Source organism: Mycobacterium sp. NTMscope_MAC_12, assembly GCF_976985675.1.
The window spans coordinates 670646-688999 of record NZ_CDRJYY010000001.1 but is presented as its reverse complement, the minus strand read 5'-3'; the positions used below and the strand labels follow the sequence as shown (position 1 = coordinate 688999).

Here is an 18354-nt window from a genome sequence, read left to right as displayed (position 1 = left end):
CCCGTCATAAACCCAGGAACCGGGCGATGGCCGCGGCTTCGCGGCGACCCTGCGCGCGCCCGGCCAGGGCCGAGGGGATGCGGCAGCCCGGATCCAGGGGATTGGGCCCGAAGGCGGCCAGCGAATCGGCGTCGGCGAACACCGCGAACGCCGCGCCGGGAAACGATGCGATCTCGGCGGCGGGCCCGGCACCGAACGGCGATGGCGCGTCGACGCCCGAGGGCACCAGCACCACCGCGGCATCGCAGTCGGCGGCCACCACGAGGTTGACCGAGCTGGCGACCCCGCCGTCCATGTAGTGGCGGCCCGCGATCCTCACCGGCGGCCACGCCCCGGGCACCGCGCAGCTGGCCGCCACGGCATCGACGAGGTCGACGCCGGACTCGCGGTCGAAGACGGCCAGTTCTCCGGTCGCGACGTCGATGGCGGTGAGCCGCAACGTCCGGTCGGGCCAGTCGTGCGACGGCAGGCGCTGGGCGATCGCCTGGCGGCGCACCGGCGCGGCGACGGTCTTGGTCGCCAGCGCCACGGCCCCGATCCGCTGCATTTGTTGGCGGGTCTTGTCCAGCGGCTCGTCGTACGGGGCACCCAGTGCGGTCAAGAACAGTTCGGTGATGGTGTCGACGTCGACGCCGGAATCGATTTCGGCCGACGACTCGGCGACTTGCCGGTCGAACAGCTCGTCCAGCGTGTGGCCGCTGCCGAGCTGCGCGGCGACGGCCGAGCCCGCCGACGTCCCCACCAGCACATCCGAGTCGATCAAGACGCGGGCCGCGGCCGGCGACTCGTCGGCGATGCCCCGCAGAACACCTGTCTCCCAGGCGATTCCCGCTATCCCTCCGCCCGCCAGCACCAGGGCGCGTTTGTTCGTCACGCTCACCAACTCTGCCAAACGGCGTCAGACCAGCCGCCGGGTGCTCGGCAGCGCGTGCTGCGAGTCCGCCACTGGCGTGCTCAGCTCCTCGCGGCGCAGCAGCTGCCTCGGTGGGTCGGGCAGTACCAGGCTGCGGGTGACGCGCAGCCTGGTGTCGACGTGAATCAGCTCCCCCGGCTCGAGAAGGCGCCAGCGGGAGTCGCCGTCCATGCGTTCGGTGGCGAACACCACCGACGAGCGGGTGCACAGGTGCTCGGATCGCGCGTGAATTCGTATGGTGTGCAAGTCGAATTCGGGGTCCTGCGACGCCGCCCCGTCGGATCGATCCAAGACGTAGAGCTCGTGGGTTTGCGGATAACGCAGCGCCCACATGTCGGTGGCCGTGCTCAGCAGCACGTTGACGGCGTAGATCGGGACGTGCTCGGCGAGCCATCGCATGGCGTCGACGAGCCCCGCGGTGATGTCGCCGTCGCGGGCGCGGATCGAGCCGGTGATCAACGCGAACACCCGCTCGGAGTCGGTGTCGCCCAACACCAAGTCGTCGGTGCCGATCTCACGCAGCCGCTCGTCGATGATGTCCAGCCCTTCGAGGACTCCGTTGTGCGCGAAGATCCGGCCGTCCTGCAGAAACGGGTGGGTGTTGCGGATGTCGAGCGAGCCGGTGGTCGCATAGCGGACGTGGGCGATGACGGTGGTGCCGGTCATCCGGTGCGCCTCGGTCGCGAATGCGGCGTCCTGCCAGGCCGCTATCGGCTCCTTGAAGAGGTGCGGTCGCGCGTGTTCGTCGAAGATGCCCAGACCGGTGCCATCGGGGTTTCTCCGGCTCTGTTCGGACAGGCTGTCCGGCGCGTCCAGCAGCCAGAAGGTTGCTGTGCACGCGTGCGTCCCGGCGTGCAGGCCAAAGAGTCGGCACATGCCTTCACACCGTAGTGGTCCACGGCCTCAGGTCGTCAGCAAGGCCGACAGGTTGGCCAGCGCGCGGCGCGCGTAGCCCTTCCACATCCTGCCCAACAGCGGAAGCGCCCAGGCCGTTCGCGGCGATTTCGGGTGGATGTCCCAGCGCCACGTGATCTCGGTTCCGGCGGCCGCCGGGGCGAAAACCCATTCGCCCACAACGTGATCGACGAGCACCGCCATCGGGCCGGTGACTTCGCAGAGCCGGTAGCCGAACGACCGCGGCGGGTCGACACTGGTCAGTTCCTCGCGCATGGTGGCGCCACCGGCCAGGTGCACGATGCGGGTCTGACCCGCCGCATCCCAGGCGCCGGTCTGCTCGCGCACGTCGCGGATCGGCGGGAAGGGGCCGTACCAGCGGTTGAAAAGCGTGGGCAGTGGCATCGGCAGCGTCCGGCCGAATGCGTCGTGAACCGCGACCGGTGTGACGACGGATTGATCGACGACGAGTGAATGTGCCACTGTTCCAAGCCTTTCCGGTCGGAGCGCTGCGTCAGTCGCGGGCCTCGATCACCTGGTAGCGGTCGTCGGCGTATCGCGACCGGATCATCTTCTTGTCGTACTTGCCGACGCTGGTGCGCGGGATCTCGTCGACGAACGTCCACCGCTCGGGCAACCACCATCGAACGACCTTGTCCGCGAGGAAGGTTCGCAGCTGCTCCGCGGTGACCGACGCGCCCTCTTTGGCCACGATCACCGCGAGCGGGCGCTCGTCCCAGCGCTCGTCGGGAACGCCGACCACCGCGGCCTCGACCACCTCGGGGTGACCGATCAGGGCGTTCTCCAGCTCCACCGAGGAGATCCATTCCCCGCCGGATTTGATGACGTCCTTGGCCCGGTCGGTCAGGGTGACGAAACCGCGGCCGTCGATGCGACCCACGTCGCCGGTGCGCAGCCAGCCGGAGTCGAACTTCGATTCGTCGCGCCCCAGGTAGTAGGAGCCGGCGATCCACGGGCCGCGGACCTCGACCTCCCCCACGGCGCTGCCGTCGTTGGGCAGCACCTGGCCGTCGTCGTCGACGATCCGCATCTCCACCCCGCAGACCGGTTGGCCCTGGGTGCCGCGGAAGGCCCAGTGCTGGTCCTCCGGCGTGCCCGGGGGCGGCCAGGCCATGGTCGCCAACGGCGAGGTCTCGGTCATCCCCCACAACTGCCGGATCTGCACGTTGTGCTTTTCCTCGAAGGTGCGCATCAGCGAGACCGGGACGGCCGAGCCGCCGCAGACCACCAGCCGCAGCGACGACATGTCGTGGTCGGGGTCGTCCTCGAGGTGGTGCAGGACGGAGTTCCAGATCGTCGGCACCGCGCCGGTCACGGTGGGCCGCAGGTCTTCGACCATGCCGACCACCGACGCTGGGTCGAGGTGGCGATCCGGCAGCACCAGGTCGGCGCCGGCCATCAGCGCCGCGTACGGCAGTCCCCAGGCGTTGGCGTGAAACATCGGCACGATCGCCAGCACGCTGTCGACGGCGCCGACGCCGATGCCGTTCGTGGTGCACGCGCCCATGGTGTGCAGGTAGCTCGAACGGTGGCTGTACACCACGCCTTTCGGGTTGCCGGTGGTGCCGCTGGTGTAGCACATCGCCGCCGCGGACATTTCGTCGATGCGCGGCCAGTCGAATTCGGTCGACTCGCCGGCGATGACGTCGGCGTAGTCCAGCACGGTCTTGCCCGATTCCCGCAGCAGTTCGGTGTCGCCGTCGCCGACGGCGATCACGGTGTGCACGGTCTCGAGGCTGGGCAGCACCGGCCCGAGCAGTTTGATCAGCGAGGCGTCGACCAGCACCACCTGGTCTTCGGCCTCGTTGGCGACGTAGGCGATCTGTTCGGGGAACAGGCGGATGTTGAGGGTGTGCAGGACGGCGCCCATCGAGGGCACCGCAAGGTAGGCGGTCAGGTGGTCGGCGTTGTTCCACATGAACGTCGCCACCCGCTGGTCGCCGGTCACCCCGAGCCGGCGCAATCCGTTCGCCAGCTGGGCGGCCCGGCAGCCCAGTTCCCGATAGTTCGTCGTGCGGTAGCCGTCGCCGGTGGCGGTGGTGACGGTGCGATCCCCGTGAACCCGGCAGCCGTGGCGCATGATCGCGGTGATCGTCAACGGATAGTCCTGCATCGTGCCGTCCATTGATGTACCGCCTCACTCTCCGCGCGGCACGGTCCGTGCCAATCCGCGAAATGCGGTGCCCGCATTCCGGGTCGACGCGGGGGGCCGCCGACCGCTTCCCACCCTAAGCCCGAATTCGGCCATCGTGGCAGACATCACCCCGGCGGATGGGCGACGACGTGGATCCCGTTCGGCCGGCAGGGCTTTCGGATGACTCTTCGGTTGAGTGTGCGTCCTGGGATTTGAGTGTGAACGCTGGGCGGCGCGCGCCGACGATCCCCACCGAGGATGCACGCTCAAGGGCGAAGATTCACACCCTGGACCTCGCGCCGTCCCCGCGACGAGGCCGGCTAGGCCAGCGCAGGCTCCCACAGGGGCACATCGAACAGCCAGCCGGCGGGCGGCGCGTCCGGGTGATCCGCATCGCCGCTGTGCGGCGCCGGGCCCGTGACGATCCGCGCCGCGGTGACGACGCCGGAATAGTCGGCGACGTAGAGGTGGCTCCCGTCGGGGCTTTCCAGCACGCAGGACGGGTTGTTGGTCACGGTGACCTCGCCGAGGACGTCCAGGGTGCCGGTGCCGAGCACCGTGACGCGGTCGTCACTGGTCAGGTAGGCCCGCTCGCCGTCGCGGCTGAGGGTCATCCGCGCCAGCGGTCCGGTGATCTCGTTGATCTTGTGCGTCTTGACGAGTTTGTTGGTGCGGGTGTCGATGACGTCGAGCACCGAGCCCACCACCGGGCCGCAGCTCGCCACATAGGCCGTGGTGCCGTCGTTGCTCAGCGCCACGTCGCGGACGGGCAGGCCGAGCTCGATGGTGCCGACGACCCGCGACCGGCCGCCGACACGGCCGCCGTCGTTTCGGGTGCGGGTTTCGACGACGGCGAGGCTGCCGCCGTTGGGGCCGTTGACGCCGACGTAGAGGCGCCGCCCGTCGGCGCTGGCCCGCACGCAGGCGGTGGTGGTGCCGGGCGCGGTGGCCAGGTCGATCACCTCGAGTTCGCCGGTGGTGGTGTCCAGGACGGTGACGTCGGCGCCGCGAACGGCATTTCGGCTGGCGTAGAGGTATTTTCCGTCGGCGCTGACCGTCAGGGCGCTCACGCTGTGCGCGAGCCGATGCGTGGCGATCCGCCAGTTGGTGACGACGTCGACGACTTCGATGGCGTCATAGGCGGCGGTGGCCGTGCTGACGTAGGCGTAGTTGGCGTCCGCGCTGCTCATGGCGACGGCGGACGGTTCGCTGAGCCCGGCGATGGTGCTCGAGACCCGAAGGGTGCGGGCGTCGATGACCGATACCGCGTCGCGGCCATAGTTCGTGACGAGCAGCCGGCGCCCGTCGCCGCTGAGGTCCATGTCGCTGATCGGGCCGTGGCGCACCGGGACTCGCACCACCGCGGTGTCGTCGACCTCGAACCCCGTCGTCGTTGGGTCGTATGCATCACTCACGCTGGTACCGCCTTTGCTGTGTTCGTCGGCCTGGTGGCCAAAGTGACGATGTCGCACGCACGCGACGAATTGGCCTCCGGATCCACCGGCTTTCAGCACCCAAAGGCGCCGACGAGACTGGTTTTCGGTAGTCTACTGACCAAAATTCGCCTCAAAGCAGTTCAAAATGCTCGACGTTAGCTACGTCACTTCCCGCACTCAGGTTCTGCTCAGACTTCCAATCACGCTGTATCGCAATCGCTTACCCGTAGCGAAACGCATGCAAACCCCCTTCCGGCGGATTTTGCCTGCGCCGCTAACGATTCGCGTTTCCGCTCTACCGATGCTTTAGTAAGGAATTCTCAGGATTTGCCGCCGACGAGGGGAATATCACATCGCCCCGCGTCGGCCGCGAGATGACGGATCGCTAGCTGAACTGGGTCTGCGGCCGCGCCAACGTGGTCCCGTCGACGACGATGTCCAGCTTTTCGTTGTAGAAGGCGATCAGACCGGCGATCTGACCGACCGCGGGCAGCGGATAGTGGTAGGTCCACGCCAGGTCCTCATGCACGAGGTCACCCACACGCACCGACCAATAGCCTGACGTCGTTCCCTTGTACGGGCACAACGTCTGTGTGGTGCTGGGTTGCAGGTGCTCGAAGTCGACGTCAGTCGGATCGATGTAATACCTTGTGGGCAGGCCCGTTTCGAACAACAGAACCGGAGACTTGGTGTCCGCCAAGGTGATTCCGTCAAGCTCCACCCGGACGTGGCGGTGGGAGCGCAGGGCGTCGACACGCGAATAGGGGTTGCGCGGGTGACCGTAGATCGGCTCGTCTTCCTCGAACCAGCGCAATGGATTCCATTCGTACCGCACGGTGCCGGCCAGCGGGCCGTCGCCGCCGGCGTCGAATACCCGCGCGGCGGACTCATGCGTCTGGCCGCCAGCCACCAGGGAGTGCAGCCGCGACGGGCCGAACTGCACTGTCTGGGCGTGGTTTTCGTCGCGCAGGAACTCGGTACGGACATCGGCCAGCGGAATGTAGTACTGCGGGTAGTAAGGAACCTCCCACACGTATCGGGCGGCGGTGGTGTCGAAGACCAGCGCGTCGCCGAGAAAACCACGGACCCGCCGGGGCGCGGGTTCGATCCTGCCCCGGGCGGCGGCCATCTGCGGATAGTCAGTCATGGTCGGTCGTCTCCCGGTATGTGGTGAATCCACACGTGTCCTCGTCGGGGCTGGGCGCGTTCATCACGACTCCTGCTCGGGTTCAGTGCCGCTTGTCGCGCACTTTGTACGTCGACGGCCACGACTTGCGGGACTCGTCCCCGGTCAATGGGGTTCCCATCCCGCCGACCTTGACGGCGTAGGCCTCCTTGCCGGGGCCCACCTCACGGTTGGCGTGTTCCTGGGCGAGGAAGTACAACTCGTCGATGGTGGCCTCGTCGTAGGCGACGAACGAGGTTTCCCGCGCCACGTCGTCGATCCCGGCCAGCATCCGGTCGGGCAGCAGGCGCGAGGCGACCGCGGCCAGGCCCAGCAGCCCGAAGGGGATGATCCAGTAGCAGAGGAACGACAGCGGGGTCTTGGTGTCCAGGATCGAGGCGGCGGTCGTCGCCGCGGGTCGTTGCGCGATCGAGGGGATCGCCGAGGACACCGTCATGGCGGCGAACGTCGCGACCCAGACCCAGCCGAGGGTTTGGACGACGCGGCCGAACAGCCCGGTCTTGACGATGTCGGCAGCGTGTTCCGCCGCGACGAACTCGGACACGAACGGCTTGCCGGCCAGCATCCCGACCAGCGTTGCCACAAAGATGCCGGCGTTGCTCAGCGTCAGTATCCACCGTTCGAGGAACGACTGGCTGAGCGTGAAAGTCAGCACCGCGAGAATCAAAAGCGCTGTGAGGGAAGCGAAGTCAAAGAACTGCCACCGCCTGCCCGTCGCCGCGCCCAGGCCCAGGCTGACGGCGGCGACCGCCAGCGCGACCAACGCGGCAGCGGCAAAAGGAACGTTTCCGACAAGGACCCAATACACAATCCACGGCGCGAGACCGAACAGCATGCCCATGCTGGGTCAGTGTATGAGTGGCGGTTTGCGGAGCTGTCGGCGGACGCCCGGCTAACCGGGCGTCGTGTTCAGCGCCATCGCCAGAAAGTCTAGGCGCCACAGCGACTCGAAGAGCTGGCGCCCGAACTCCCGCACCTGCGTCCCGTCTTGGCGGTTGCCCTGGGCCACGGAGTCGACGATCTCTCGTATGGTGCGCCGGCCGTCGACGTGCTGGACAAAGGGCAGCTGAGCGGGGGTGAGCTTGAGCTGAGCGCCGGGCAGGTGGATCTCGTCACCGGACAGCAGGCACGCCGTCCGCGGCAGCGGGACGTAATCGAGGGACGACGCCGCCGAGAAGTCGATCGCATAGTCCTGCGTCGGCCGTTCGGGCCGGCAGGCGAGGAAGAAGTGGGTGGCATTGGCCGGCTGCAGACGTTCCATCACCGACCAGAGCGTGGTGTCGGGTAGCCGGTTCAAGAGCGACTGGAACGGGCCCGTCTGTCCGACGAGCGCGTCGTGCGGGTAGTACGGCGAATTGCGCAGCCAGCCCTGGAACGCCAGCCCGGCGGCGTCGACCAGGCCCAGGCATTCCTCGACGGTGTAGCTGCGTTGCCGGGCGTGCAGGAAGGCGTCGACGAGCGCCCCGTCGGTCAGCAGATCACGCGCGCCCTGCAGGTACGGGCGGACGGGATGGTCGGCCGGCAGCGCCGCAACCGCCTCCTTGACCAGCTGAACCGACGCGTCGTCCTGCGACAATCCGAGGTCGCGGAACGCCGATTCGAGCATCTCGACGCCGATCCGGCCGTACTTGGCGTAGAGCATGACGCCCAGCGCCCCGTCGCGTCGCAGGCATCCACCGAGCGCTTTGAGCCCGGCCAACGGGTCCGCCAGATGGTGCAAGACGCCGGTGGAGACGATGAGGTCGAAGTCGCGTGACAGCGCCGAGGCCTCTTCGATGGGCAGCAGATGCAGTTCCAGGTTCACCAGCTGGTGCTTGTCTTTCAGGTACTGCTGGTGATCCAACGCGGAGCGGCTGACGTCAATCGCGACGACCCGAGCGGCGCGGTTCATGAAGGCGAAAACCGCCGCCTGGAACGTGCCGCAACCCGCGATGAGGATGTCGAGATCCGGCCGGTATGCGCGGTCGGGCCAGAGCACCCGGTGCGCCCAGTAGGGGTCGAACCAGTCCCAGTGGTTCTTGGTCCACGTCTCGAGATCGGTTACCGGGGGCGGATATTCCCAGCGATCGTATTGGCGGGAGACACCGTCAGCCCGCGGATCCTCGGACACCTTCGCGCTGGCTCCTTCGCGGTGGCGGCTCGCACAACGGTCCCGACCAACGTACTTCGCGTGGCGTCTTTCGGCAGCGCTGAATCCGGGCGCAAACATGCTCTGCTTGAGCGCCACCGGCAGTCGGGTATTGACTGAGCGGCGCGCAGGTCTAGGGATCGCGGGTTGGCGGTGGGCGCAATTGTTTGTGCAGCCCGACGTCAGTGGCGCGTGGTGTGAAACGAATTATTTGATGCACCAACATGTTTGAGCGTCGATGCAGTCCCGGTAGCCGGGGCTAGTTGTTGGTCGGTGGTGGTTGGGGTTGGAAGGGGTCATACCACCACCAGTCGGCGCGTTCGCCGATAGGCCCGGGGCATGGCGCCACCGCGGGCGGGGCCTGTGTAGGTGGGCGCGCCAGTGATCCCGGGCTCAGGATTCGGCCGTCCTCGTCGGTGACCACCAGGGCATCCGCGGGTCCGGTGAGGGTGATCTCGCCACGGTGATGCAACCGGTGGTGGTAGGGGCAGACCAGCACCAAGTTGGCCAACTCGGTGGGGCCGCCGTCCTCCCAGTGCCGGATGTGATGGGCGTGCAAACCCCGGGTAGCGCCACAACCGGGAACCACGCACGTGCGGTCGCGGTGCTCGAGCGCGCGGCGCAACCGCCGATTGATCACCCGCGTCGACCGGCCAGCGCCAATGACCTCACCGTGGCGCTCGAACCACACCTCACAGGTGGCATCACAGGTCAGGTAGCGGCGTTCGGCATCGGACAGCAGCGGACCCAGATGCAGCGCGGCAGCGCGCTGGGCGACATCAAGGTGCACCACCACCGTGGTGTGCTGCCCCTGCGGGCGGCGAGTGGCCTCGGCGTCCCAACCCGCCTCCACCAAACGCATAAACGCCTCGGCCGTGCCCGGCATCGGCGGACGCTGATCACCCACGCCCGTGCCCTCGCCGTGGTCGCGCTTCCATTCGGCGATGAGCGCGTCACGATGCGAGGCCAACGCGGCGTCGAACTTCGCGGCATCCACGTGACCCAGGGTGATCCGATAACACGCGCCCTGCTCGGTGGCGGTCGCGATAAACGACCGCTCAGACGCCGATTCGGGCCGGGGTTCGGGGTCAGGACGCGGCTCCAGCCTGACCGCAGTGCGCAGCTGATTGACCGTGGCGACCGCGGCCAGTTGGGCGTAATGGTCATCAGAACCCTGCCCCGCGCGCGCCGCGATCACCCCCACCTGATCGGCCGAGAACCGGCCCTCGCGCATCCCCTGAGCACACCGCGGGAACTCGCTCAACCGGCCAGCGATGGTGGCCAGCGTGTGCGCGTTTGCCGACGAACACCCCAACTTCCAGGCCACCAACGCCGGCACTGAGCGCGCACCGGTCACACCGCACAATTGGTCGCGATCGATCTCGGCGACGATCTGCACGATGCGCCCATCAATCGCATTGCGCTGACCGGCCAACTCCGCCAACTCCTCAAACAACACCTCAAGACGGTCGCTCGCAGTCACCACCTCGGCGTCAACAGATGCGATCGAAGACATGACGCCATCATCGCAGCGACCACCGACAAAACCGGAGCCGTCGGATCCCGCTCGCCGGCAAGCAACACGTCTATCGGCAGCAATCACCGCGAATCACGAATCGTGAGCCAAGTCAGGACAAATCGTCGGGTGCATCAGCGTCCCGCAGGTATTCGGCGCGACACGGCCACCGGATCACGTGGGCCAGCCGAACTGCACACAATCGGTGCCCCCAGTCGGACTCGAACCGACACTTGGCGGATTTTAAGTCCGCTGCCTCTGCCAATTGGGCTATGGGGGCCCGGCGGCGAATCTAGCGCGTGAACCCCGAACACGCGGCATCGCATTGCGGCCGATATTTGCCAGACGTCCAAGATGCGGGGCCCGCCCCCATCGATTAGTATCCGCGCGCCGCGCGCGATTTCTGCCTTTCCGCGCCCGCGATCAGATGACGTCCCGATGTCGTCCGACAGGGTCTTGTTAAAACTGCCGCCCTTGTCGTTAAGAAGCCGTAAACGACTGTAACCCCAGCTCATTGGGTGGGGAATGTGGAGTTGTGGCTCGCTAGCGTTACGCCAACGCACAGCGGCCGTTACGTGAACACACAGCGATCCACACCGGGGGTCGGCTCGTTCAGCATAGGAGCAACAAATGTCGTTTCTGACCACACAGACTGAAGAAATGCTAGCCGCGGAGACGTTGCTGTCCGGAATCAACAGCAACCTGGCAGCGCAAAACGCGGGCGCCGCGTCGGCGACCACCGTCATCGCTCCCGCCGCCGCCGACCCGGTATCGGCCCAGCAGGCGGCAATCTTCTCGGCGTACGGCACCCAGTACCAGACGATCGCCGCCGAGGCGCAAGCGCTTCTCGAGCAGTACTCGCAGACCCTGGGCATCAGCTCCAACAGTTACGGCGACACCGAGGCCGTCAACGCCAGCCAGGCCGCCCTCCAAGCGTTGGACGCCGTGGATCCCGGCACGTCTGCCGCGACGGGTTCCAACCCGATCGACATCCTCGCCTGGCTCCTCGGCTTCAACGGCCAGTCCAGCGGTGGTCTGGGTGGCATGTTCGGGCTGTCGAGTAACGGCGCCAACATCGGAAACATCGGTTTCGGCAACTGGGCCTCCGCCGGTTCCGACCTGCTCGGCCTGGCCAGTGGCGGCCTGCTGGACACCTCCGGCGGCGCCGCCGGTGCGGCCGCCGCGGCGGACCTGGCCACCGATACCGCCCCGGTCGGCGTCGGTGTGGGTGGCGCGACGGGCATGGGCGCGATGCCAGCGGCCGCGATGGGCCAAGCAACCATGGTCAACAAGCTCTCGGTGCCGCCGAGTTGGGCGGGCTCCACCGCGGTGGTGGGGTCGAGCGCCGCGCCGCTGCAGACGGTCGGCTGGACAGCCGCCGCGCCGCAGGGCGGTCCGGGAACGGTGGTGCCGGGCATGCCCGGCGTGGGTGCGATGGGGCGCAACGGCGCCGGCTTCGGCGCGCCGCGTTACGGCGTCAAGCCGATCGTCATGCCGAAACCGACGGCCGTTTAAACAGCCACGGTCACCCGGATAGACGTGGAATCCGAACAGAGAAAGGGAGCGGAATACACAAATGGTGCTTGACTTTTCGGTGATCCCGCCAGAGGTCACCTCCTCGCTCATGTACGCCGGTGCGGGGTCCGCTCCGTTCATGGCCGCCGCGACCGCGTACGCCAACCTGGCCGCCGAGGTGAGCGCCACCGCCACGCAGTGGGAGTCGATCATCTCGCTGCTGACCACCGAACAGTGGACCGGTGGTGGGTCGGCCGCGGCGGCCGCCGCGGCCCAGCCCATCGTGACCTATCTGACCGAGACGGCGACGACGCTCGAGCAGGCGAGCGCTCAGGCCACCGCATCGGCGGCCGCCTACGAGGCGGCGTTCGCGGCGACGGTGCCCCCGCCGGTGATCGCGGCCAATCGGACGTTGCTGGCCACCCTCGTCGCGACGAACGTCCTGGGCGTCAATTCGGCCGCGATCGCCGCGACCGAAGCGCAGTACGCCGAGATGTGGGTTCAAGACGCCACGATGATGGCCACCTATCAGGCCGCCTCGGCGGCGGCCGGCGTCCTCACCCCCGTGACGCCGCTGACGTCGACCACCGACCCGGCGGCCGCCGCGGCCGTGGACAACAGCGCGGTCGCTTTCGACGCGGTGAATGGCACGACGCAGGCGACCGGTTTGGACCTGTCGTCGCTCATCACGTCGCCAACCGGCAGTGGAGGCCTGCTGCAGTCCGTTGACAATTTGATGGGCACCCCATTCGTCTTCAATGCCATCAACGGCGGGATCAACACCGGGGCCTGGTTCACCATGAACGCCATCCCGAACGCGGCGTCGTTGGGGCACACGCTTGGGACGGTGCCGGGTATTCCGTTCTCGCTGGCCGACTCGGTCGCACCGGCGACCGGCGCCGCCATAATGCCCGGCACCATGGTGGGCTCGGTGTCGGGCGCGGGCGCCTCGGCGGCCCTGGGTGAGGCCTCCGCGGTCGGCGCTTTGTCGGTGCCGGCAGGCTGGAATGCGGCCGCCCCGGCGTCGTTGGCGTCGGCCACCGCCCCGCTCGGGGGTTCGGGTTGGACGGCAGCCGCCGAAGCGGAAGGGGTCACGGCGATGCCCGGCATGCCGGGAATGGCCGCGGCCGCCAAGGGCGCCGGCGGCTACGGCACCGGACCCCGGTACGGCTTCAAGCCGATCGTCATGCCCAAGCAGGTTGTCGTCTGAGAAGGGACCGCCGATACGGGAGGTAAGGGGGTACGTGTCGCCCGTGTGAGGCGAGCAATTAACCGGCAGGCCGTCATCTATTCACGACGCGGCCACCACCTCATCAGTTACAACTGTTAAGACTTCGGCCAACTGAAGCTTCAAGATAGGAGACCGCCGAGATGGCAACACGTTTTATGACCGCCCCGCACGAGATGCGGGCGATGGCGGGCCGTTTCGAGGTGCACGCCCAGACCGTCGAGGACGAGGCCCGCAAGATGTGGGCCTCGTCGATGAACATCGCCGGCGCGGGCTGGAGCGGCCAGGCGCAGGCGACGTCCTACGACACCATGGGCCAGGTCAACCAGGCCTTCCGCAACATCGTCAACATGCTCCACGGGGTGCGCGACGGACTGATTCGCGACGCGAACAACTACGAGCAGCAAGAGCAGGCCTCGCAGCAAATCCTCAGCAGCTAGCCCAGAACCGCTGCTGCCCAACACTTTTAAGGAGCCACGCAATGAGCATCAATTACCAGTTCGGCGATGTAGACGCCCATGGTGCCCTGATCCGCGCCCAGGCCGCGTCCTTGGAAGCCGAGCACCAGGCCATCGTTCGCGATGTGCTTGCTGCCGGTGACTTTTGGGGCGGTGCCGGTTCGGTGGCGTGCCAGGAGTTCATCACCCAGTTGGGTCGCAACTTCCAGGTGATCTACGAGCAGGCCAACTCCCACGGACAGAAGGTTCAGTCCGCGGGCAGCAACATGGCCAGCACCGACAGCGCCGTCGGGTCCAGCTGGGCCTGACGCCACGTCTCGACACCGGGGCCGCACACCGACTGGTGTGCGGCCCCGTTTTGGGCTGTATCCGATAGTGTCCCAAGGTGGTTTGGGGCTTGGCTGGTTCGTGGGGAACGGTCTAATCGGTAAACCTGCATCGCAACGTCGACCCGACATGCCGCAGCTTGATGTGCGAATTCTGGAGTCAGGGCTAGGGCGTGTCTGACAAAAGTTTCAGGTGTTGTGCCTGAGGCTTGAGTCATGTCGCGATTTGAGTTGTTGTCCGATTCTCAGTGGGCATCGACCAATGGGCCTTCTGCGCGCTCACCAACAGCCCTGGCGCCCGGGGCCTCTACAACCAACATCACAGCGCCGGCGACACCCACCACCAAGCGCTGCGCGCCCTGGGTAACCGCCTGGTCGGCATCCACACCCTCTACGACGAACACACAGCCTGGGCACACCGCACAACAGCAGCCGCTTGACACTTAAATCCCTGGGATGTCTAGACCTATCAACGACCCGAGAACCTCGACGCGGTAGTGCCGTGCGCGGTTTCAGGCCGAGCCCGATCGCTATAGCTCAGCGCAAAATAGCCACGAGCGTCCGGGGCATGACGCATCCGGAGAGAGTGATGAGGGTAGCGTGATCGGCAACGCGCTGCGGCTGCGGACCCAGCGCCTGTCCGAACCCGGAACGTCGACGGCGTCCGTCAACCTCTAAAACACGGGCCCGTGAGGGCCCAGCCGCCACTCACCAAGCACTGGCAGTGCGATCACAGCGGCGGGAAACGGCATCGACACAAAACCGCATCATTATTTCATGCCTTTGTCACTACCCCAGTAGGGTATATGTGACATTATTAGCTGCATGATGCAATCACCAGGATCGACTGAACCGCCTGCGGCGGCGGGGCAGCCCGAGTATGTGAATCGCTCTGATCGGCATAGCCGGTGGGATCAACTCTTGGCCATAGTGGGTATCGCCGCGGGTGTCGTGTTCGTTGTGGCCGTGATCTTTTTCTCGGGGTTCTGGTTGGCCCGGGCCTCAGACGGCGGCTACCGGATTTCCAGCGGCGGGCGTGACGGTACCTGCCCGATGATGCAATCCGGCCGGGACATGGGACCCGGCATGATGGGCCCGGGCGCATCGGTAGATCCAGGGCACACGCTTAGCCCGACATCCCAGCCGGCGCCGCACCCGTAGCGCAGCGCGACTGCAGGGCCAGTCAGAACCGGCGGCGCCTAGCCAATTTGCGTTTGGTGCAATCAATGTCGAATGCGATATCAACCCTCAGAGCCGCTCCGTTCACCGACCTCAGAAAGGGGTTAGGACAATGATGACGAAGCGCTGGCAGCGAATCGCGCTGCTAGGCGCCAGCCTGGGGGGGACGGCGGGGATGATGATCATGTCGCTTCCGCTGACTCCGCAGGTAAGCGCCGGTATCGACGATGCTGTGCTGTCCGAGATGGGTGTGTCGCTGGGCGTCCCTCATGTGATGCGCTACGGCGCGATCGCCTATGCGCCAAGCGGTGCGTGGGGTAGCTCGTGGCGGTTGCCAAGTCAGGCAGCAGCGAACGAAGCTGCAGTGGAACGGTGTGGCGACACAGATTGCAAAGTCATCATTAACTTCAACCTGTGCGGTGCGGTCGCTTATGACGGCGCGACCTACCAAGGCGGACGCGGCTACACGCGCCAAATGGCAGAAGACGACGCGTTGAAGAGGCTCGGCGGCGGAAAGGTCGTCAACTGGGTGTGCAACTAAACTCTGTTGATTGCCTGTCCTGGTGTCGAATTCGCGGTACCGCTAGCCGTGGCGTTGATTGGTCCGTTCGGTGCTACGTTGCCCGTATCCCGCACCGCACAGCGCGTCGGCTTCCGCGCCCATCAGGGTGTGGATGAACGTGGCCAGCAGCTCGCGCAACACGTCGGGGTGGGTAGTGGTGAGTCGTTCGGCTAACGCCGTGGGCAGGTCGATATCGGGGGCAGTGGTCATCGCGTTGATTCCTTTGCTCGAGCGACTTTGACGGGTCTCTCGAAGAATCACGCGATGACCTTCAATCATTCGGCTACGACACGCCGGTACCGCTGATCAGGTCCGACTCACACACCACTCTGCTGGACGCAACCGAGTTCTCGGCGACCTTCTTGTTTTGGCAGTCAGGCGGGCCCGCAGCGCCGCGAGTCGTTCGAAGGTGGCACCGTGCGAGTGGCTACAAGTGTCGGCCGCTCCCAACATTTGAGAATTCTATGAACTCCGTGACAATCCCGTGTGCGGCCGGTCAGAATATAGGGACATGACCGCAATGGCCGGATACTCAGGCTCGCAGCGCCCCCGCCAAGCCATCCTGGGGCAGCTGCCGCGGATCAACCGTGCCGACGGCTCACCCATCAGGGTTTTGCTGGTCGACGACGAGCCGGCCTTGACCAATCTGGTGAGGATGGCCCTGCACTACGAGGGCTGGGTGGTCGACATCGCCCACAACGGGCGCGAGGCCATGGCGAAGTTCGAGAGGGTCAGCCCCGACGTGCTCGTCCTCGACATCATGCTTCCCGACGTGGACGGCCTGCGGATCCTCGAACGGGTGCGCCAATCCGACGTCTACACCCCGACGCTGTTCCTGACCGCGCGTGACTCGGTCATGGACCGGGTGACCGGCCTGACCGCGGGTGCCGACGACTACATGACCAAACCGTTCAGCCTGGAGGAATTGGTCGCCCGGCTGCGCGGGTTGCTCCGCCGCTCCGGCCCGCCACCCACGCCGACCGCCGAAACCCTCGTCGTCGGCGACCTGCGGGTCGACACCGCCAGCCGGGAAGTCACCCGCGGTGACACCCCCGTGTCGCTTTCCTCCACCGAGTTCGAGTTGCTGCGCTTCCTCATGCGCAACCCGCGGCGCGCGCTGAGCCGCAGCGAGATCCTGGACCGGGTCTGGAACTACGACTTCGCCGGGCGCACCAGCATCGTGGATCTCTACATCTCGTACCTGAGGAAAAAGATCGACTCCGGCCGCGAGCCGATGATTCATACGGTCCGCGGCGTAGGGTACATGCTGCGCCCGGCGGAATGACCCAGGACAAGGCCGCGGCATCCGGGATCTTTCCCCGGTGGTTTCCCTCGTCGCTGCGCCGCCAGCTGCTGTTGGGCGTGCTGGCCGTGGTCAGCGTGGTGCTGGTGACCGTCGGCATCGTGTCCGTGCTCAGTCTGCGCGGCTACGTCAACGCCATGAGCGACGCCGACATCGCCGAGTCGCTCGACGCGTTCAGCCACCAGTACACGAAATACCGCAACGGCGAACACACTTCGACGCGTCCGGGCACTCCGCCGATCGGACAGGCGATGCTGGAATTCACCGGACAAACGCCGGGAAACCTCATCGCCGTGCTGCGCAACGGCGTGGTGATCGGGTCGGCGGTGTTCTCCGAAGGAGAACCGAAACCCGCGCCCGCCGACGTCATCCGCGCGCTGGAAGGGCAGTCGTGGTCCGGAGGGCCGCCACGGACCGAAATGCTGGGCAGCCTGGGGTCTTACCGCCTCGACAGCACGGTGGACGGCTCCGACGTGCTCGTGGTCGGGATGTCGCAGAACCTCGCCGACCGGATCATCGCCCGCAAACAGATCACCACCATCGCGCTGATCGCGGGGGCCTTGGCGCTTACCGCAGCGCTCACCGGATGGGTCGTCGGGTATACGCTTCGTCCGCTGCGCCGGCTCGGCGCGATCGCGGCCGACGTCGCCGCGATGCCGCTCGCCGATGACGAGCACCGGATCAGCCTCCGGGTCCAGCCGCAGGACACCGACCCGCAGAACGAGGTCGGCATCGTCGGCCGCACGCTGAACCGCTTGCTGGACAACGTGGACGGCGCGCTGGCGCATCGGGCCGAATCCGACCTGCGGATGCGGCAATTCATCAGTGACGCCAGCCACGAACTGCGCACGCCCCTGGCGGCGATTCAGGGCTACGCCGAACTCACCCGCCAGGACAGTTCCGAGCTGCCGCCGACCACCGAATACGCGCTGGCCCGCATCGAATCCGAGGCCCGGCGGATGGCGTTGCTCGTCGATGAGTTGCTGCTGCTTTCGCGTTTGGGTGAAGGGCAGGATCTGCAGTCCGAGGACGTCGACCTGGCCGCGGTGGCCAACAACGCGGTGAACGACGCGACCGTGGCTGCGCTGACCCACCACTGGGTCAAAGACCTGCCCGACCAGCCGGTCTGGGTGCGAGGCGACCACGCCCGGCTGCATCAGCTGGTCAGCAACCTGCTCGGCAACGCCCGCGTGCACACGCCGCCCGGGGTGACGGTGACGACCGGAATCACCTGCTACCGTGACGGTCCCGAGCCGCCGTTCGTGGAATTGACCGTCACCGACGACGGGCCGGGCATCGACGAAGAGCTGCTGCCCAGGCTGTTCGAGCGGTTCGTCCGGGCGGACAAGTCGAGATCCGACGGTTCGGGTCACGGGCTGGGCCTGCCGATCGTCAGTTCGATCGTCAAGGCCCATCATGGTTCGGTCACCGTCGAATCCACGGAGGACGAGACGGTCTTCCGGGTACGGCTCCCCCTGATCGACGGTCCGCCACGGGGCGTTAAGAAACCGTAAAGGTGCACGGTAGCCCCGTTAGGAAACCGTCAACCACGCTC

The 18354-nt window shown here is 66.7% G+C and carries 16 protein-coding genes, 1 tRNA gene and 2 pseudogenes; 8 read left to right on the top strand and 11 right to left on the bottom strand.

Annotated elements, in window-relative coordinates:
- Positions 1 to 4: 4 nt before the first annotated feature.
- The 10 genes from AC0KS4_RS03365 to AC0KS4_RS03320 form a co-directional block, all read right to left on the bottom strand.
- The gene (locus AC0KS4_RS03365; RefSeq protein WP_238958204.1) at positions 5 to 874 is read right to left on the bottom strand and encodes a patatin-like phospholipase family protein; all 870 of its coding nucleotides are present in this window, start codon (positions 872 to 874) and stop codon (positions 5 to 7) included.
- A gap of 24 nt (positions 875 to 898) precedes the next feature.
- Complete coding sequence (locus AC0KS4_RS03360; RefSeq protein WP_238958205.1) at positions 899 to 1789, bottom strand: class II glutamine amidotransferase; 891 nt, start codon at positions 1787 to 1789, stop codon at positions 899 to 901.
- 27 nt (positions 1790 to 1816) lie between these two features.
- A complete protein-coding gene (locus AC0KS4_RS03355) occupies positions 1817 to 2290 on the bottom strand; it encodes an SRPBCC family protein (protein WP_225329609.1) in 474 nt (157 codons plus the stop codon).
- Positions 2291 to 2321: 31 nt separating this feature from the next.
- The gene (locus AC0KS4_RS03350) at positions 2322 to 3953 is read right to left on the bottom strand and encodes a long-chain fatty acid--CoA ligase (RefSeq protein WP_238958206.1); all 1632 of its coding nucleotides are present in this window, start codon (positions 3951 to 3953) and stop codon (positions 2322 to 2324) included.
- A gap of 329 nt (positions 3954 to 4282) precedes the next feature.
- The gene (locus tag AC0KS4_RS03345) at positions 4283 to 5377 is read right to left on the bottom strand and encodes a YncE family protein (protein ID WP_225329607.1); all 1095 of its coding nucleotides are present in this window, start codon (positions 5375 to 5377) and stop codon (positions 4283 to 4285) included.
- Positions 5378 to 5783: 406 nt separating this feature from the next.
- Positions 5784 to 6545: a DUF427 domain-containing protein gene (locus tag AC0KS4_RS03340; RefSeq protein ID WP_238958207.1), complete on the bottom strand. Its 762-nt coding sequence runs from the start codon at positions 6543 to 6545 to the stop codon at positions 5784 to 5786.
- A gap of 82 nt (positions 6546 to 6627) precedes the next feature.
- On the bottom strand, positions 6628 to 7425 hold the full coding sequence (locus tag AC0KS4_RS03335) for a hypothetical protein (RefSeq protein WP_238958208.1): 798 nt from the start codon (positions 7423 to 7425) through the stop codon (positions 6628 to 6630).
- Positions 7426 to 7476: 51 nt separating this feature from the next.
- Entirely contained in the window at positions 7477 to 8694 is a 1218-nt protein-coding gene (locus AC0KS4_RS03330; protein WP_238958209.1) for a class I SAM-dependent methyltransferase, read from the bottom strand.
- 277 nt (positions 8695 to 8971) lie between these two features.
- A complete protein-coding gene (locus tag AC0KS4_RS03325) occupies positions 8972 to 10228 on the bottom strand; it encodes an HNH endonuclease signature motif containing protein (RefSeq protein ID WP_225329603.1) in 1257 nt (418 codons plus the stop codon).
- A 206-nt stretch (positions 10229 to 10434) separates the two neighbouring features.
- Positions 10435 to 10508, bottom strand: a tRNA-Leu gene (locus tag AC0KS4_RS03320).
- A 350-nt stretch (positions 10509 to 10858) separates the two neighbouring features.
- On the opposite strand from AC0KS4_RS03320, the gene AC0KS4_RS03315 reads away from it, so the two are divergent.
- The 6 genes and pseudogenes from AC0KS4_RS03315 (at position 10859) to AC0KS4_RS03290 (ending at position 15475) form a co-directional block, all read left to right on the top strand.
- A complete protein-coding gene (locus tag AC0KS4_RS03315) occupies positions 10859 to 11743 on the top strand; it encodes a PPE family protein, SVP subgroup (protein WP_238958210.1) in 885 nt (294 codons plus the stop codon).
- 61 nt (positions 11744 to 11804) lie between these two features.
- Positions 11805 to 12953 (top strand): PPE family protein, encoded by a 1149-nt coding sequence (locus tag AC0KS4_RS03310; RefSeq protein WP_238958211.1) that lies wholly within the window; start codon positions 11805 to 11807, stop codon positions 12951 to 12953.
- Positions 12954 to 13114: 161 nt separating this feature from the next.
- Positions 13115 to 13411: a WXG100 family type VII secretion target gene (locus AC0KS4_RS03305; RefSeq protein WP_238958212.1), complete on the top strand. Its 297-nt coding sequence runs from the start codon at positions 13115 to 13117 to the stop codon at positions 13409 to 13411.
- Between the two features lie 41 nt (positions 13412 to 13452).
- On the top strand, positions 13453 to 13737 hold the full coding sequence (locus tag AC0KS4_RS03300) for a WXG100 family type VII secretion target (protein ID WP_007771417.1): 285 nt from the start codon (positions 13453 to 13455) through the stop codon (positions 13735 to 13737).
- Positions 13738 to 14009: 272 nt separating this feature from the next.
- A pseudogene (locus tag AC0KS4_RS03295) lies at positions 14010 to 14195 on the top strand (IS110 family transposase); the annotation flags it as partial.
- A gap of 851 nt (positions 14196 to 15046) precedes the next feature.
- Entirely contained in the window at positions 15047 to 15475 is a 429-nt protein-coding gene (locus AC0KS4_RS03290; RefSeq protein WP_238958213.1) for a DUF4189 domain-containing protein, read from the top strand.
- Between the two features lie 45 nt (positions 15476 to 15520).
- Here the strand turns inward: AC0KS4_RS03290 and AC0KS4_RS03285 are convergent.
- Positions 15521 to 15706: pseudogene (locus AC0KS4_RS03285) on the bottom strand (transposase); the annotation flags it as partial.
- A 301-nt stretch (positions 15707 to 16007) separates the two neighbouring features.
- On the opposite strand from AC0KS4_RS03285, the gene AC0KS4_RS03280 reads away from it, so the two are divergent.
- Together AC0KS4_RS03280 and AC0KS4_RS03275 are read left to right on the top strand one after the other, a co-directional pair.
- Positions 16008 to 16781, top strand: coding sequence for a response regulator transcription factor (locus AC0KS4_RS03280; RefSeq protein ID WP_238958214.1), 774 nt, complete (start codon positions 16008 to 16010; stop codon positions 16779 to 16781).
- On the top strand, positions 16778 to 18313 hold the full coding sequence (locus AC0KS4_RS03275; RefSeq protein WP_225329600.1) for a sensor histidine kinase: 1536 nt from the start codon (positions 16778 to 16780) through the stop codon (positions 18311 to 18313). The genes AC0KS4_RS03280 and AC0KS4_RS03275 overlap by 4 nt, the downstream gene beginning before the upstream one ends.
- Positions 18314 to 18354 lie beyond the last annotated feature (41 nt).

Excerpts from the sequence above, each read along its gene's own strand:
- AC0KS4_RS03360 (WP_238958205.1), bottom strand. The coding sequence starts at position 1,789 with ATGTGCCGACTCTTTGGCCTGCACGCCGGGACGCACGCGTGCACAGCA.
- AC0KS4_RS03350 (WP_238958206.1), bottom strand. The coding sequence starts at position 3,953 with ATGGACGGCACGATGCAGGACTATCCGTTGACGATCACCGCGATCATG.
- AC0KS4_RS03340 (WP_238958207.1), bottom strand. The coding sequence starts at position 6,545 with ATGACTGACTATCCGCAGATGGCCGCCGCCCGGGGCAGGATCGAACCC.
- AC0KS4_RS03335 (WP_238958208.1), bottom strand. The coding sequence starts at position 7,425 with ATGGGCATGCTGTTCGGTCTCGCGCCGTGGATTGTGTATTGGGTCCTT.
- AC0KS4_RS03325 (WP_225329603.1), bottom strand. The coding sequence starts at position 10,228 with ATGTCTTCGATCGCATCTGTTGACGCCGAGGTGGTGACTGCGAGCGAC.
- AC0KS4_RS03315 (WP_238958210.1), top strand. The coding sequence starts at position 10,859 with ATGTCGTTTCTGACCACACAGACTGAAGAAATGCTAGCCGCGGAGACG.
- AC0KS4_RS03310 (WP_238958211.1), top strand. The coding sequence starts at position 11,805 with ATGGTGCTTGACTTTTCGGTGATCCCGCCAGAGGTCACCTCCTCGCTC.
- AC0KS4_RS03305 (WP_238958212.1), top strand. The coding sequence starts at position 13,115 with ATGGCAACACGTTTTATGACCGCCCCGCACGAGATGCGGGCGATGGCG.
- AC0KS4_RS03300 (WP_007771417.1), top strand. The coding sequence starts at position 13,453 with ATGAGCATCAATTACCAGTTCGGCGATGTAGACGCCCATGGTGCCCTG.
- AC0KS4_RS03290 (WP_238958213.1), top strand. The coding sequence starts at position 15,047 with ATGATGACGAAGCGCTGGCAGCGAATCGCGCTGCTAGGCGCCAGCCTG.
- AC0KS4_RS03280 (WP_238958214.1), top strand. The coding sequence starts at position 16,008 with ATGACCGCAATGGCCGGATACTCAGGCTCGCAGCGCCCCCGCCAAGCC.
- AC0KS4_RS03275 (WP_225329600.1), top strand. The coding sequence starts at position 16,778 with ATGACCCAGGACAAGGCCGCGGCATCCGGGATCTTTCCCCGGTGGTTT.